Origin of the sequence: Psychrobacter sp. GP33 (assembly GCF_014119005.1) — a bacterium.
In the GTDB taxonomy this organism is placed as follows: domain Bacteria; phylum Pseudomonadota; class Gammaproteobacteria; order Pseudomonadales; family Moraxellaceae; genus Psychrobacter.
On the sequence record NZ_JACGYX010000005.1, the window covers coordinates 235,113 to 251,727 of the forward strand.

General features: G+C 43.5%; 15 protein-coding genes. 14 read left to right on the plus strand and 1 reads right to left on the minus strand.

From position 1 onward, the window contains the following. Positions 1–227 precede the first annotated feature (227 nt). The 7 genes from ffh to H2245_RS08865 all read left to right on the plus strand — a co-directional run bounded on the left by ffh (position 228) and on the right by H2245_RS08865 (position 6,645). Complete coding sequence (ffh, locus tag H2245_RS08835) at positions 228–1,784, plus strand: signal recognition particle protein (protein WP_182407031.1); 1,557 nt, start codon at positions 228–230, stop codon at positions 1,782–1,784. 217 nt (positions 1,785–2,001) lie between these two features. Continuing rightward, on the plus strand, positions 2,002–2,685 hold the full coding sequence (gene tsaB / locus H2245_RS08840) for a tRNA (adenosine(37)-N6)-threonylcarbamoyltransferase complex dimerization subunit type 1 TsaB (RefSeq protein WP_182407116.1): 684 nt from the start codon (positions 2,002–2,004) through the stop codon (positions 2,683–2,685). A gap of 145 nt (positions 2,686–2,830) precedes the next feature. Then, on the plus strand, positions 2,831–3,673 hold the full coding sequence (locus H2245_RS08845; RefSeq protein ID WP_182407032.1) for an undecaprenyl-diphosphate phosphatase: 843 nt from the start codon (positions 2,831–2,833) through the stop codon (positions 3,671–3,673). A 54-nt stretch (positions 3,674–3,727) separates the two neighbouring features. Beyond that, entirely contained in the window at positions 3,728–4,645 is a 918-nt protein-coding gene (locus H2245_RS08850; RefSeq protein WP_182407033.1) for a class I SAM-dependent methyltransferase, read from the plus strand. 63 nt (positions 4,646–4,708) lie between these two features. After that, positions 4,709–4,945: a hypothetical protein gene (locus tag H2245_RS08855; protein ID WP_182407034.1), complete on the plus strand. Its 237-nt coding sequence runs from the start codon at positions 4,709–4,711 to the stop codon at positions 4,943–4,945. Positions 4,946–5,048: 103 nt separating this feature from the next. After that, on the plus strand, positions 5,049–5,972 hold the full coding sequence (gene ubiA, locus H2245_RS08860) for a 4-hydroxybenzoate octaprenyltransferase (RefSeq protein ID WP_182407035.1): 924 nt from the start codon (positions 5,049–5,051) through the stop codon (positions 5,970–5,972). 49 nt (positions 5,973–6,021) lie between these two features. After that, the gene (locus H2245_RS08865; RefSeq protein ID WP_182407117.1) at positions 6,022–6,645 is read left to right on the plus strand and encodes a DUF4112 domain-containing protein; all 624 of its coding nucleotides are present in this window, start codon (positions 6,022–6,024) and stop codon (positions 6,643–6,645) included. Between the two features lie 10 nt (positions 6,646–6,655). Here H2245_RS08865 and H2245_RS08870 read toward each other — a convergent pair whose 3' ends face one another. Beyond that, positions 6,656–8,362 carry a deoxyribodipyrimidine photo-lyase gene (locus H2245_RS08870; protein ID WP_259365148.1) on the minus strand — a complete coding sequence of 569 codons (1,707 nt, stop codon included), beginning with the start codon at positions 8,360–8,362 and terminating at the stop codon, positions 6,656–6,658. A 202-nt stretch (positions 8,363–8,564) separates the two neighbouring features. Here H2245_RS08870 and H2245_RS08875 point away from each other — a divergent pair, with 202 nt between their 5' ends. From H2245_RS08875 to H2245_RS08905, 7 genes are all read left to right on the plus strand, one after another. Further along, on the plus strand, positions 8,565–9,236 hold the full coding sequence (locus H2245_RS08875) for a phosphoribosylanthranilate isomerase (protein WP_182407036.1): 672 nt from the start codon (positions 8,565–8,567) through the stop codon (positions 9,234–9,236). A gap of 148 nt (positions 9,237–9,384) precedes the next feature. Further along, positions 9,385–10,677, plus strand: coding sequence for a tryptophan synthase subunit beta (trpB, locus tag H2245_RS08880; protein WP_220464404.1), 1,293 nt, complete (start codon positions 9,385–9,387; stop codon positions 10,675–10,677). Between the two features lie 144 nt (positions 10,678–10,821). Beyond that, a complete protein-coding gene (trpA, locus tag H2245_RS08885) occupies positions 10,822–11,649 on the plus strand; it encodes a tryptophan synthase subunit alpha (protein ID WP_182407120.1) in 828 nt (275 codons plus the stop codon). A 232-nt stretch (positions 11,650–11,881) separates the two neighbouring features. Then, positions 11,882–12,829, plus strand: a complete 948-nt coding sequence (gene accD, locus H2245_RS08890; RefSeq protein ID WP_182407121.1) for an acetyl-CoA carboxylase, carboxyltransferase subunit beta — start codon at positions 11,882–11,884, stop codon at positions 12,827–12,829. Positions 12,830–13,094: 265 nt separating this feature from the next. Further along, a complete protein-coding gene (locus H2245_RS08895; RefSeq protein WP_182407037.1) occupies positions 13,095–14,438 on the plus strand; it encodes a folylpolyglutamate synthase/dihydrofolate synthase family protein in 1,344 nt (447 codons plus the stop codon). Positions 14,439–14,640: 202 nt separating this feature from the next. Then, entirely contained in the window at positions 14,641–15,879 is a 1,239-nt protein-coding gene (locus tag H2245_RS08900) for a LysM peptidoglycan-binding domain-containing protein (RefSeq protein ID WP_182407038.1), read from the plus strand. 229 nt (positions 15,880–16,108) lie between these two features. After that, on the plus strand, positions 16,109–16,615 hold the full coding sequence (locus tag H2245_RS08905; RefSeq protein ID WP_259365149.1) for a DUF2726 domain-containing protein: 507 nt from the start codon (positions 16,109–16,111) through the stop codon (positions 16,613–16,615).

Below are 16,615 nucleotides of genomic sequence, written 5' to 3' on the forward strand. Positions count from 1 at the left end.
GCTCAAGTTAATGCTAAAATGGTATGATTAGAACAAACATTCAATTTATCATAAAATAGACCTTTTTTGAGAATCATTTTCATTGTTATACTTTAACAAAATTATTTATCTTATATCTTTAACAAGAAGTGTTTAGCCCAAGTCACTTCTTATAAGTTACTCCTTATATATTATAAGCCGCATTTACTAATCCATTATTTTGACCCATTATTTATTGAGAGTTATTTATGTTTGATACCTTAACCGAACGCCTGACCTCCAGCCTGCGCAACATTGCAGGCACAGGGCAGCTGACTGAAGACAATATCAAAGACACGTTGCGTGAAGTGCGCATGGCACTTCTTGAAGCCGATGTGGCATTGCCAGTGACGCGCGATTTTGTGAAACGCGTGAAAGAGCAAGCGATGGGTGCGGAAGTGCTCAAAGAGTTAGCGCCCGGACAAGCCTTTGTAAAAATCGTTCACGATGAGCTGACTGAAATGATGGGCAGTGCCAATCAGCAGCTAGAAATGACTGGTAAGCCGCCGGTTATCTACTTGCTGGCAGGTTTGCAAGGTGCAGGTAAAACCACAACTGCGGGTAAGTTGGCAAAATTTTTACAAGAGCGCCATAAAAAGAAAGTCATGCTGGTATCAGCTGACGTTTATCGTCCAGCAGCGATTCAGCAGTTAGAACAAGTCGCCGGTCAGGTGAATGCTAAGTTCGTCAATTCAACGACTGATGAAAACCCGATTGATATTGCGCTACGTGCCATTGAAGAAGCCAAAATTCAGTATCAAGACATTTTGATTATCGATACAGCGGGTCGCCTAGCGATTGACGAAACTATGATGGCTGAGATTAAGGCATTAACCGCTGCCGTTAATCCTTCTGAGACCTTGTTCGTCGTTGATGCGATGACTGGTCAGGATGCGGCAAATACTGCCAAAGCCTTTAATGATGCTTTACCATTGACCGGTGTGATTTTAACCAAAACCGATGGTGATGCTCGTGGCGGTGCTGCCTTATCAGTACGCGCCATTACCGGTAAGCCGATTAAATTCTTAGGGCGCGGTGAAAAATTAGATGCGCTAGAATTATTCCACCCTGAACGTATCGCTCAACGTATTCTTGGCATGGGTGACGTCTTAAGTTTAGTTGAAGAAGTGGAGCAAAAAATCGACCGTGAAAAAGCGGAAAAAATGGCGAAAAAGATGCAAAAGGGCGGCGAGTTCGACCTTGAAGATCTCTTAACCCAGTTTCAGCAAATGAAAAACATGGGTGGCATGGCAGGTTTCCTTGATAAAATGCCCGGTATGGGCGGCTCGGATATGCAAAAAGCCGTCGAAGATGCCAAACCTGAAGAAAAAGTGCGCGAGATGGAAGCATTGATTAATTCCATGACACCGTTTGAGCGTCAAAATCCAGATAAAATTAACCCAAGCCGTAAGCGCCGTATCGCCGCTGGTTCTGGCCGTGAGATTCAAGACGTCAATCGTTTGCTAAAGCAACATAAGCAAATGGCAAAAATGATGAAAATGATATCGAAGCCGGAAGGCATCAGTAAAATGATGAAATCCATGCAAGGATTGATGGGCGGTGGTGGCGGCGGTGCGTCAGCTGCCGCAGGTCCATTATTTGGCGGCGGTGGTCAAGCACAAGGCGGCATGAAAGATGTCAACCAAGCCCAAATCGCCAAGCAAATGGGACTGGATCCAAATAATTTGCCAAGCAGCGAAGAGATGCAGAAACAAATGCAAGCGTTGCAAAACCAAGCCCCGAAAAACTTTAAAAAACGCTTTTAAATGAGGGTGTCTATTTAATTATTTTAATTATCCTTATTTCACGAAAATCCCAAAACCCTTATCGGTTTTGGGATTTTTTATGGGCAAACTAAACGAGATAAGTAAACGAGGAAAAACATAGTAAGTAATAAAACTTGCCAACCCTAAATGCTATGCTAAATGCTATTATAGGCGCTATTTATTTTGGGTAATGCCAGACGTATCAGCCGAGGTCATGATGTTTTTAGCAATGGATACCGTATTTGATCAGTGCTCAATCGCGATACTTGATGACACAGGTAAAGTTGTATCGCTCCAGACTGAAACGGGCAAGCGCATGCAGACGCAGCAAATACTGCCGATGATTGATGCGGCTTTGTCGACATCTCAGCTGAGCCTTGCGGATATGCAGGCCTTAATATTCAATCGTGGTCCGGGCGCGTTTAGTGGTATTCGTATCAATACTGCCGTAGTACAAGCGCTGTCTGTTGCCCATGATGTACCTTGTGTTGGCATATCAAGCTTGCAAGCCATCGCCCAATCGGCGTATCAACAATACGGTTTGACCGAGGTTTATAGCGCTCTTGATGCGCGTATGCAGCAAGTTTATTTTGGGCATTTTACTGTTATAGATAATTTTATGCAGCCTGTCCATCAAGAAAATGGAGAAGACTCCGAGCAGCTGCTTGATTACGATCGTCCAACCTTGCTAAATATTCCTATCGTTGGCGATGGTGCAAGCTTATTAACTCTGCATGATGGTCAGATAATTCATGCGGATATCCGTCCGGATGCCGCGATTATTGGGCAGCTGGGTGTGGCGCAATTTAAGCGTGCAGGCGGTACAGATGCGGCACAAGCATTACCAAAATATCTGCGCAACCAAGCTTGGAAAACGCTTAAAGAGCAAGGCAAAGCGTAATACTGGCACAAAAATAAAAAACACATTGTACATACAACCTTATTTATAACGGCAAGACGCTTTATCCAAAATTGCTAAACGTCTGAGCCCAACTCTATTACGATAATATAAAGCGACCAGCAGGTCAGTTTTCAGGAAAATATTTGTGGATATCATTTTATTAATTCAAGCCGTCATCATGGGTATTGTTGAGGGTGTCACCGAATTTTTACCCATTTCTAGTACTGGCTATTTGATTCTCTCAGCAGATATCATGGGCTTTTGGACAAAAGAAAAAGTCGATTTATTCGTCGTCGTTGTTCAGCTAGGCGCAATCCTAGCGGTCATTTATGATTATTGGGGTAGACTCTGGCACGCGCTGGTTGGTTTAGTAACAGGGAAAGCAGAAGGGTTGAAAAATCCGCGTCAGCTTGGCCTTAGCATTATTGTAGCAACCATTCCTGTAATGATACTTGGCTTTACCTTTGCCGATGAAATTAAGCTGTATTTATTCAATCCAGTTACCGTCGCTATCATGCTCATTATCGGTGGCTTATTGATATTTTATGTAGAAAATCGCCCAAAAACTATCATTGCTGAAGAAGCAGAAGATGTCAGCTTAAAGACGGCATTGATGATTGGACTGATTCAATGCTTTGCCTTGATACCGGGAACATCACGTTCAGGAGCGACCATTGTAGGCGCATTGTGGCTTGGCGTATCGCGTAAGGCGTCAGCAGAGTTCTCCTTCTTTTTAGGTATTCCGGTTATTGTGGGAGCCGCGTTACTTGATTTAATCAAGCATGGCGATGTGATGACTAGCAGCGAGGATTGGCTGGTGCTTGGTGTTGGCACCGTAGTGTCCTTTATCGTCGCTTTACTATGTATTCGCTTGCTGGTTGCTTGGGTCAGTCGCCGTGACTTTAAGGTTTTTGCTTGGTTGCGTATTATTACCGGTATCATTGTGTTGATAGCAGCTTGGGGTTTTGGCTATCAGATGGCGGGTTAAACGATTATTAATTTTAGCGCTAAAAACTTGTAATAAAAGAGCAGGTATGACCAAATGAGCGAACCATTAGTGTCTAAAATTGATAATGTCTGTAATTCAGATGTCGCATTAAGCCACTGTCGATTGTTGTATATTAATGAGTCCCAACAGCCACAGGTTGACAGTTTTCTGGCATTGGCACGTCAGCACCAATTGCCATTGAATCTAATCGCAGAATTGGTCGCAGTTAAGTTAAATCAAAAACTTCGCGAGCAATTATGCGCAGAGTCTACGCAGCCGATTTTATTATTAGACGATAAAAATAAGCTGTCATGGCTGAGTAATGGTCTCAGTGTCGCGCCGGAGTGGGATAAATTGCAACGGCGGGTGGTCAGCGCAGGTCGTAAGACGGAGCTGCTATTACAAGCCGCAAAAATCACCGCTGACAGTCAGGTAATTGATGCAACCGCTGGCTTTGGGCATGACAGCTTAATACTGGCGAGTACCGGCGCGCAGGTCATTATGCTTGAGCAGCAGCCGATTATGGCATTGTTGTTGCTTGCCGAACAGCAGCGCATGAGTACGCAGCCGAATTGGCAAAAACTGATGGCGCGCTTGCGAATTATTAATACTGATGCGCTGAGTTATTTTGCTGATTTTCAAGGTAATGCAGCAAATAATAACGCTATCGACGTGATATATCTCGATCCTATGTTTCCCGATGATAGCTATCAGGACAGCAAAACGGGGAAGGGCGCTAAAGTGGGTAAACGAATGCAGGCTTTACATCATCTAGCCAGTCCGCCGACAGCCGCGCAGGAATTGCAATTTCTACAAGGCGCACAAGTGATGGTCAGTTCTCTTATTAATGAGCATAAGCAACAGGGTCGCGTAATCGTCAAGCGTCCCAAAGATGCGTCCTTATTTGCCAATCAACTACCAAAAGAGAGCTGGCACAATGAAGCGGTGCGTTTTGATGGCTATTTCTTATAACTGTTTTTATCATTGTAATAAGTAAATGACACGCAAGCTTGAATAGTCGAAAAGGAGAAAAAGATGTCAACCATCATTATTTGGGTAGTAGGTGCAGGCTTACTTATTATCAATATCTTGCTACGTACGCGTATGCTGCGCTTAGAAGCCGCGTTAAAGCAGGAGCGCAGTACAGAGTATATGACGTATTTACGTCAGCTACCTGCGAAGAATGACAAAATCGCAGCGATTAAAGCATTACGCAAACAGTATTTTGAACTGTCGCTGATAGATGCCAATAAACTGTGGCAGCAAAGATAGAAGCTATCAATATAGACACTGCAAAAATAGCAATTGTAAAAATAGAAGCTATAAAGATTATAAATATAGAAACCATAAATCAATGATATATAAGTGCTCATCCATGACATTTAACGACAAACTACAAGCCTATATTCAACTGACGCGTTTCGATAAGCCGGTTGGGATTGAACTGCTGCTATGGCCAACGCTATGGGGTGTGTTGTTTGCAGCGATGGGGCAGGCACAGCAGCAAGGTGAAAGCATTACAGCAGGTCTGCCGAGTTTAAGCATCTTTGTCATTTTTGCTTTGGGTGCGATATTGATGCGGGCAGCAGGCTGTGCGATTAATGATTTTGCTGATCGTAAAGTCGATGGTCATGTAACTCGTACCAAAGGGCGTCCGCTTGCCGATGGTCGTTTATCTAGTAAAGAGGCGATTGCTGCGTTTTTAATATTGGTATTATTAAGTGGTAGTTTATTATTCTTTTTGCCCATTAAGGTGTTCTATTGGTCATTTGGTGCGGTAGTTTTGGCCTTTATTTATCCGTTTATGAAGCGCTATACGCATTTACCACAAGTCTTTTTGGCTGCCGCCTTTGGTTGGGCAATACCGATGGCCTATGTGGCAATAACGGGCACAACGGATATTTGGTGTTGGTTGCTGTTTTTGGCGTATATGTGCTGGACGGTGGCGTACGATACCCAATATGCGATGGCGGATCGGGAGGATGATGTAAAAATTGGGGTGAAATCAACGGCGATATTATTCGGTCGTTTTGATGTGGTGATTATCTCGATATTACAAACCTTGTTCTTACTGATTATGGGTGTGGTGTTTTGGCATTATTTTACGCCAACCAGTTTAGGTATCACGCCCGTATTTGGACTGGCATTGGTAGCCATGATGTTTGCTAAACAAAATAGCGCGTGTGCCAGTCGCAATCCTACAGCCTGTTTCCAAGCATTTTTAGCGAATATTTGGGTAGGGCGTTATGTCTTTATTTTGGTTGCGGTATCTTGTATATGGACGAGTCTAAATGGGTAAATTGCGTGAATCGCTAAAACGACCCGATCTAAAACGAGCTTCTGATGAAATGTCATCTGATGAAAGTCAAAAAAACTATCAGCTTAACCTTGCAGAACAGGGACTGACACGCGCACAAGTCATTGCGACTGAGCGTAAATTGGCCAAGTTTGCGAATGCCATGGATTCAATAGTGCGTATCCCTTTTACTAACCAAGGCGTTGGTGCAGATGCCGCATTATCGACGCTACCGCTGGCAGGTGACTTGGCAGGTCTCGCATTAACCAGTTATGCCTTTATATTGGGTCGTCAATTGGGTGTGCCGGCGCATAAAATGCTTCCTGCGGTCAGACTGGCATTGATTGATATGGTCGTGGGTATCGTGCCAGTCGTTGGTACGCTGCTAGATATCTTTATTCGTCCCAGTCGCAAGACACTAAGCATCGTTCATCAGCATCTGCATAATGAGTATGGCATCACTGAAACGACGCATATGGACAGACCATTTTTACATCAACAGTTAGAAGATAAGCAGAAAACTAGCCGTTTTTGGCGACATCCCATTGCTGCTTGGTTGTATTTACACATTCCTGATATGCTCGGAGTTGTGTTCATTGCATTATTGGCTTGGGGGTTGTGGGCAGTCATTGGCTGGGTCGTTAGCCTTTTTGGTAAAATGACCGGTTTTAATTAATGGCGTACGCTTATAATAGCTGTTGAGGCTCATTTTTAAAGGCAGCAATAGCCAGTAATCGTGCTGCTTTGTGCTCAACCATTGGCAACGGGTAATCAATTTTGGAGAATTTACCCCCTTTTGCCAGCTCTTTACGCATTTTATCTTCGCTGTGCAAAATTGTGGGCGGCACGTCTGTCAGCTCAGGCAGCCATGTTTTGATAAATTCAGCGTCAGGGTCATGACTTTTGGCTTGGCTAAAAGGATTCATAATACGAAAATAGGGCGCTGCATCCGTACCTGTTGAGGCGCTCCATTGCCAGCCACCATTATTAGACGCAAAGTCACCATCTATCAGCTGCTGCATAAAATAACGCTCACCTAAGCGCCAATCAATTAATAAATCTTTGGTCAAAAACATTGCCGTGACCATACGCAAGCGATTGTGCATAAAGCCGGTTGCATTTAGGCAAAGCATGGCTGCATCTACCAGTGGCACACCTGTTTTGCCCTGACACCATGCCGTGAAATCATCTTTATTGTATGACCAATTAATCTTGCTATCAGTTTCATGTTTATACGCTTGATGACGGATAAGCTCAGGTTTATGCTCTAAAACATGTCGATAAAAATCGCGCCAAGCGAGCTCACTGATCCAGCGATTGATATCGTTGTTATCAGAGCTGTTGTCAGAGTTATTTTCAGAACTGGCATCAAAGCTATTAGTATTGTCCTTATTAAAGTCTTGCAAGGCTTCGGTTGCTTTTAAGTAGCAAAGCCTAGGACTAATCGCGCCAATCGTTAGATAAGCGGATAGTTGACTGGTTGCCTGTAGACTAGGTACGTCACGGCTGACATCATAGTTGTCAATATCATCTGCAATGAATGCGTCTAGACGCTGGCACGCAGCATTTTCGCTAGCAGGATAGGCATTACGGGCATGACTAAGCTGGGATTCTGTATTAATATACTGGTAAGAAGCATGACGTTGTAAACACTGTTGATAATCGATAACGACTTTTTTGCATAATTCTTGTATATCTTCAAAGGTGTCCGCACTGACTTCTGACGACTTTTTCTCCGTTAATAGCTTTAAAGCACTGTTTTTATGGTTAATAATGGCATGCGCGTCATGTATTTGTAGTTCACCAACTTCCAAGGTATGCCGCCACTTTTTATAAAATGGGGTAAAGACTTGATACATACTGCCATCATTAGTGGTGATGCTTTGTGGCGGTAAAATACATTGGTCATGGTAGCGGATAAATTCAATATTATTTTTGGCGAGCTGTTTGGTTAATTGTTCATCACGGGCAATCTCGTTGCCCTCGTACTCATGATTTGCCATAACAACATCGATATTCTTAGTGCGGCAAATATCAATAATGGCATTGGTGCAATCAGAAAAATTATCACAAACATAAACTGATAATGGGATGTTTAATTGCTCTTGTAAATTTTGTGCCAATAGCGGTAAGGTGCGTGCAATATGATCAACTTGTGCTAAAGAGATATCATGAGCGCGCCATTGTTCAGGGGTACAAAAAAAGATAGCCGAGACCTGCGCGTTTTTTTCATTAGCACGTTCGCAAAGTACAGTCAGCGCTGTATTGTCGTGCAGACGCAAATCACGGCGAAACCACATCAGATAATGAAGTGTACTAGAAGAGTCGTTTTCTTGAGCTACTTCCTTACTGTCAAAGCGTATATCGTCAGTTAAGGGCATCTTTATTGCCATTTGCGTATCCTTTTTTTAATCATAAACAAAACTATGAATAAAAGTATGCTAGGATAAGTTTTTGTATGCAATCAATTTACCATTTGCTTAACAAATTGCTATCTTTCCTATTATCAATCTTTATCCCTATTCTTTTTATATTACTTCTGTTATATGCTTAATCAGACGCTTGATAACTCGCGGTCTTTTTTAGGGTCACAACATGCACGTTAAGTTTTGTGGTTTTACTCAGCTTGCTGATATTCAGACTGCTGCCCAATTGGGTGCGGATGCGGTGGGCTTGGTATTCTATTCGCCAAGCCCACGTGCTGTAACGTCTGAACAAGCGCGAGTTTTGTTGAAAGCGGTGCCTGCTTTTGTCACTGTGGTGGCGCTGGTGGTCAATATGCCTCAAGACGAGCTGATAGAGCTGGCAAACAACGTCCCTTTTGATGTTATTCAATTTCATGGTGATGAAAGCCCTGAACACTGCCAACAGCTTGCCAAAGTAGTCAATAAACGCTGGATAAAAGCCCTGCGTATCAATACCGATACCGATGCGCTAGACAGTGTACGCGCTCAGATTAATGACTTTGCCGCTGCGGGTGCGAGCAGTATTTTACTTGATGCCTATCATCAACATAAATATGGTGGCACAGGCGCACGTTTTGATTGGAGTTTAATCCCGCATGACAGTGCACTGCCGATTATTTTAGCAGGCGGTTTGAATGCGCAAAACGTGGCAGCAACCCGTGATTTGCCCATTTATGGTGTTGATGTCAGCGGCGGTATTGAGATTGAAAAAGGTAAAAAAGACACGGCAAAAATGCGCGCCTTTATGAAAGCGGTCAAGCATGACCGATGGCAAAATGTGACGGGTGTTGACGTCAGCTAAGCCAGCTTGTGTTGCGTGCTCTTTTGCAAATACTTTAGCCTTACCTGTTCGTCATTCCGATCTTTTCTGTTAGTCCTGTATTACTTTATTCCTTATTTCCACAGCCTTAATTTTCCATTAAAAAATACCACTTATCGTAGGAATTATCATGAGTCATGCCAACAATAAAATCTCAGAAGCAAGCCAATCTCCAGAAACGACTGCGCATTCTGTGAATACTTTTAGCAATCCAAAAGACGTCAAAGACTTTAATCAATATCCCGATGCGCGTGGGCATTTTGGCGTCCATGGCGGGCGTTTTGTTTCGGAAACGTTGATGGCAGCATTAGAAGAGTTAGAAGCGTTATATAACAAAGTGAAGGCAGACCCTGCATTTTGGGAAGAGTATCATACCGATTTGGTCAATTATGTCGGTCGTCCAACACCGCTGTATCATGCCAAACGTTTGAGCGATGAGATTGGCGGCGCGCAGATTTATTTTAAACGTGAAGACTTAAATCATACGGGTGCTCATAAGGTCAATAACACCATTGGGCAAGCGTTACTGGCAAAAATGTGTGGCAAAAAACGCATTATCGCTGAGACTGGTGCAGGTCAACATGGTGTTGCAACAGCAACGATCGCCGCCCGATTGGGGCTAGAATGTATCGTTTATATGGGTGCTGACGATGTTGAGCGCCAAAAAATGAATGTTTATCGTATGCGTTTATTGGGCGCGACCGTCGTACCAGTAACCTCTGGCTCACGCACCCTAAAAGACGCGATGAACGAAGCCATGCGTGATTGGGTCACTAACGTTGATACCACTTATTATATTATTGGTACGGTTGCCGGTCCGCACCCTTATCCATTGCTTGTCCGTGATTTCCAAGCGATTATTGGTAAAGAGGCGCGCATTCAGCATTTAGAGAGAACCGGTAAGTTACCGGATGCGTTAGTGGCGTGTGTGGGTGGCGGTTCAAACGCTATTGGTCTATTCTTTGACTTCCTAAATGATACTGATGTGAAAATGTATGGTGTTGAAGCCACTGGTGACGGCATCGAAACCGGTCGCCATTCAGCACCGCTTGCTGCTGGTCGTATCGGCGTATTACATGGCAATCGTACTTATTTGATGGCAGATGATGACGGTCAAATTCAAGAGACCCATTCTATCTCAGCCGGACTTGATTACCCAGGTGTGGGTCCTGAGCACAGCTTCTTAAAAGATATGAAGCGTGTGGAATATGTGGGCTGTACGGATAAAGAAGCGCTAGAAGGCTTCCATGAAGCCACGCGCAAAGAAGGTATTATCCCCGCACTTGAAACCGCTCATGCCGTTGCTTATGCGCTTAAACTTGCCAAAACCATGACGCCTGACCAAACCATCATCGTCAATATGTCTGGTCGCGGTGACAAAGATTTGCATTCTGTCATGAAAGCAGAAGGCCTTGAGTTTTAAAACTTAATAACCTTTAGTGATTGTAAATGGGGTGATTGCGTCATCAGTGATTACCCCATTTATCGCCTGTCAGTATCAGCAATGAATTAAGTCACACTCACTTTAAAAAGTATTTAAAAATAATAAGAGACCATTATGACTCGAATGACGACACGAATTGAAAGCACGTTTGCAACCTTAAAAGTACAAAATAAAAAAGCCCTGATTCCCTACTTTATGGCAGGTGATCCTAATCCTAGCGTGACCGTTAATCTACTCCATGATTTAGTAAAGCATGGCGCAGATATGATTGAGGTAGGCTTACCATTTTCAGACCCAATGGCGGATGGTCCAACCGTCGCGTTGGCAGGCGAGCGCGCATTAGCGGCAGGCACTAGTACCCGTGAAGCCTTGAAAATGGTTGCAGAATTCCGCAAACAAGACATGCAAACTCCGATTATTTTGATGGGTTATCTGAATCCTGTTGAGATTATCGGTTATGATAATTTTGTGGCGTTATGTGAGCAATCAGGCGTTGATGGCTTATTGATGGTTGATTTGCCACCTGCAGAAGCAGGCAGTTTTACGCAACATCTGACCGACCATGCCATGAATGAGATTTTCTTATTATCACCAACCACTTTGGCGGAACGTCGCCAGCAAGTCTTAACGCATTGTGGCGGCTATATTTATTACGTATCGCTTAAAGGTGTGACTGGCTCAGCAACGCTAGACACCGATGATGTGGCGACCCATGTAAAAGCGATTAAAGCGGAAACAGATTTGCCAGTATGCGTTGGCTTTGGTATCCGTGATGGGGCATCGGCGAAAGCCATTGGTGCGCATGCCGATGGTGTAATTGTCGGTAGCGTGCTGGTTGAACATTTCGCAAATATAGATGCTCATGATAATGAAGCGATTGCCATTGCTCAGCAAAAAATTATGGCAAAAATGGATGAGCTGCGTGCGGCATTAGACAGCTTAACGGCTTAATTTTAAATGACGCTCGCTATATTTTATTGTGAATGATGTGGAATGACTTTGCTAAATCTAGTTTACGTGTGTAAACTAATATCATGTATAAGCTATAATATATAAACGATTATCTGCCGCGCAAGATTAGCGCGTGCCTGTCTCATAATGGCTCATGTGATGACAGAAGGTTAGACCCTCATTCACTCCCTATGACAAGGCGATGAGCCAGCTTGTTACTAAGCCTCTGATAATGGCGAATAATATGACTGATACCATAACAACTTCTCAAAATAATAATACGACTACAGATACTGATAATAGTAATGTCGCAGGTCACTCTTGGTTTAACCGCCCAGTTCCGGGTGTTAAGCAGCAACTGTCTGCGCCTTTGACTGCGGTTGAGACTGAACCATCAACCGAATGCAGCAGCTGTCACTCGATGATTACCAATACGGCGCTGATTTTTAACTGTTATGTTTGCCCGCATTGCGATCATCATCTGCCGATGTCGGCACGTGAACGCTTACAATGGTTATTAGAGCAAGTCGATGGCGAGCTTGGGCAAGAGTTTGTTGCCAAAGATCCGCTACGTTTTGTGGATAGCAAACCTTATCCTGAGCGTATGAAGGAAGCCCAAACCAAAACGGGCGAGTCTGAAGCCCTAATCGTCATGTACGGTAAATTGCGTAATTTGGATATCGTGGCTTGTGCCTTTGATTTCCGCTTTATGGGTGGCTCTATGGGTTCGGTTGTGGGTGACCGTTTTGTGCAAGCAGCAGAAAAAGCATTGGCAGAACGTAAGCCATTAGTTTGCTTTGCAGCATCGGGCGGCGCGCGTATGCAAGAAGGTCTGCTCTCACTCATGCAAATGGCGCGTACGGCTGCTGCCATCGAGCGTTTGCGTATAGCTGGCGTTCCGTATATCGTGGTATTGACTAATCCTGTATACGGTGGCGTAACGGCGTCTCTTGCTATGCTTGGCGATATTCATTTGGCTGAACCAAAAGCCATGATTGGCTTTGCTGGTAAGCGCGTGATTGAGCAAACCGTGCGTGAGACATTAGAAGAACCGTTCCAACGTGCTGAGTTCTTGCTAGAGCATGGCGTGGTCGATGAGGTGGTACATCGTCATCAATTGATTGACACCATTTATCGCTTATTAGCAAAATTGTGCAGTCAGCCAAACGTTATGGCCTAATGTTTAGTTTCTTATTTCATTTGGCTTTATTGATAAAATAAGTAATTATTAAACAATCGAATAGCATTTATCATCAATGGATGGTAAATGCTATTTTTGGTTTTCAACTTTGGTTTTAGGTGCGCTTGTTATACACTTGATTAAGCAATAAATGACGTATTGTTTTTTTGCCTGTTATGTAAGATTTTTATCTTACTGCTGCCGTACTCCTGACTCATTGTTGATTATCCCTAATTATCTTCCATTTTTATTATAGGTTTTGTTCATGTCTGCCTCTCTATCGTCCTATGCTGCTCATACACCTACCAGTCAATCTAACTTAACAGAATGGCTTGATTATATGCAGCAAATCCATGTATCTGCCATAGATATGGGGCTATCACGTGTGTTGCCTGTGGCTGAGTATCTGGGCGTGGTGCAGTCGGCAAAAGATGATGCCTATGTATTCACCGTTGCAGGTACTAATGGTAAAGGGTCGACGACCGCAGTTATCAGTGCTATGTGTCAAGCTGCGGGCTACAAAACGGCGCTTTATCAATCACCACACCTAAGCCATTTTAATGAGCGTGTGCGCATTGATGGTGAGATGGTGAGTGATGAAACCTTGATTGCTGCCTTTAGCAAGGTTGAGGACGCACGCTTACAGTGTGAATTGACCTTATCTTTTTTTGAGATGACGACGCTAGCTGCGCTCTTGATATTTGCTGAAGCGGATTGTGATGTGTGGGTGTTAGAAGTAGGCTTAGGCGGGCGCTTAGATGTGGTCAATATCATTGACCCTGATATGGCGGTGATTACTAATATCGGTATCGATCATGTCGATTGGTTGGGTGATAATGTCGAGGCAATTGGCGCGGAAAAGGCGGGCATTTTACGCGATGATATTACCTTAATTTACGGTGCGGCTGAGATGCCAGATAGTGTACAACAGCTTATCACATCGCACAATGTTACTTGTTATCAAGCAGGACAGGACTTTAGTTATCGAGTAGATAATAGCGAAATATGGCAATATAGTAATGCCGCTGTTACCTTACAGCTGCCACGCCCAGCATTATCGTTAATAAATACTGCCAATGCCTTATCTGCAGTGCTGGCAAGTCCACTTAAGGTTGATATAGCTGCAATAAATCACGCGCTTACCACGGTTAAATTAGCCGGACGCTTTGATTATCGTGAACTTGTTCATCGTCATTGGCTGTTTGATGTGGCGCATAATGAACAAGGGGTGAGTTTTTTATTAGCTCAGCTCGTGCCACTTTGGCAACAGCATAGTGACCAGCAAGAAAATAAATCCGGCACGATTAAAATGCTGTTTTCAATGTTAGGCGATAAAGATATCGAGCTGGTCGTTCAAGATTTGTCAGCTGCCAACTTACCAATTAGTGAGTGGTTTATTGCTGAGATTGATCATCCACGCGCGGCCACTGTTGCACAATTACAAAGCCCCTTAGCCGTATATGTCGAACCATCTCACATACATGTACTGCCTGATTTACAACAGGCGACTCATGCTGTTATTGATAATAGTCAGGCAGCAGATTTGATTGTCGTTTGCGGCTCTTTTCATACGATTGGCGAAGCGCTATTGGCACTTGAAGTTGAATAATGTGAAACAGTAAACAAATTTTGTCTAAACCTCATATTAAGAGCGGTCTAATAGCAGACAGCATGAAAAATATGTCTTATAATCAAGATGTTTAGGTACACGCGTATATGAGTAAAAGCCGCATCAGTTCTGCTTGTTAGGACGCGAAAATGATAGATACACCGATTAATCTACCTTATTATCAGCTAAGAGATGGCAACGAATGAACTTTTCAAGACAAGCCTTATTGGGTGTTGGCATGATTGTAGGTGGCATCGTAATGCTATCTGCCATGGTGCAACAACTGGGTAATCATGAAGAAAAAGACCTAGTGCCCACTACAGTTAATGCAGCAGATGCTGATATCTCGTCATCAGCGCCATTAACCATAGATGTGGCAACTGAAAAGCGGATTTTGGCGCAAAAGCAACAAGAGCGTGAGCGACGGGTAGCCAATCAAGAAAAACAAGCTGAACTCTTCTCAGAAGCGCAAGCTAGTGCTGAATCGCAAGCATTGGCAAAGGCACGCTCAGAGAACCAACAATATAGTAATAGTAACAAGCCGAAAGCAGAAGTTGTCGAAAGTCAAAGCGATATCACTTATCCAAAACTACAACCTCGCCCTGCTCCTATCGTCACTTCGACCAACGCTACGCCTGTTGTTACTACTAAAAAAGTAGATAGTGATTCAAAAAAAGAGGACGCTAAAAAAGCAGCAGACAAGAAAGCCGACGATAAAAAAGCTCAGGACAAAAAAGCTGAAGATAAAAAAGATAAAGACGCTGCTAAGAAAAAAGAAGATGCAAAAGCCGCTGCCGAACAAAAAAAGCAGGATGAAGAAAAAGAAAAAGCAGCCAGTGCAAAGAAATATAAAGAAGAAGATAAAGATAAGAAAGCAGCCCCTAAAGCTGCCGTTGATTACACCATTGAAAAAGGTGATGGTTTATTAAAATTATCGAAGAAATATAATGTTTCTGTAGCGGCGTTAGCACAAGCCAATAAGATGGACCCTTCCGCAACCTTGCAGATAGGACAAGTTTTAACCGTTCCTTCGCGTAAGCAAATCGAGCGTTTAGAACGCGATGCAGCAGCAGCTGAAAAAGTACGTGCTGAAAAACGTGAAGAAAAACGCAAAAAAGAAGAAGCTTTAGCCAAGAAGTCGGTAGATGCAAGACAGGATGCCCAAAAAAAACTGAGCGTCGCCCGTAAAGAGGTCAAGGAGACCGATGCTAAAGGCAGCTTCGGCGTACAAGTAGCATTGGCAACCAATCAAGCCGCAGCTGATGACCTTGCGAAGAAATTTAAAGCGGCAGGATACCAGGTGAAAACCAGCAAAACCAGTCGCGGTGTACGCGTGGTTGTGGGACCTGAACGCGGTAAGCTTGCTGCATTAGCCTTAAAAGATAAAGTAAATAGTGATCCAGACGTCAATACTACCAGTGCGTGGGTGCTGTACTGGTAAGTAAGCTTATCCTTAGATATCCTCTTAAGAATACTTACCGATTAAATTCAGAGATAAATTTCTCAAAACACGGCTTTTATGGTCGTGTTTTGTGCGTTTTAGATTAGCGATGTTTACGTATTACTAGACGGCTATTCACGCTCTTATTTTTCACTTCCTGTTACAAGGTAAAACCATGCTCGTTGGTCTGATATTTTTAGTATTCACCCTTATGTTTTTATGGCTTATTATGCGGTCAAAGTCTGCACCCGAATCTGAGGCGATGGTTAAAAGTACAGAATCTGACCTTAATTCCGTAACTGATTCTGAGTCTGTGCGCGGTGACGAGCTAGCTATTTGGCCCTTTGCGCCAATGCCCATCATGACCAATACCGAAGTGTTATTTTTTGATAAGCTGAAAGACGCGCTACCGGATTATCATATTTTTGTGCAAGTTCAGCTTTCACGCATTATTGCTGGTAATAGTGATGACGCTGCTGAACGTCGTTTTTGGTTTAATAGAATTTGTCGCCAAAGTGTCGATTATGTGATTGTTGATAGCGACGCGCAGACCACCTTAGTGGCGATCGAGCTTGATGATTGGACACATAATAGTAAAGCGCGGCAAAAAGCAGATGATAAAAAAGACAAAGCATTAGCCAGTGCGGGTATTCCTATTGTGCGCTTTCATGCCGAGCGCATGCCCAGTGCTGCGATGCTCAGACATGAGCTGATGCAAGTGATTGAGACTTATTAA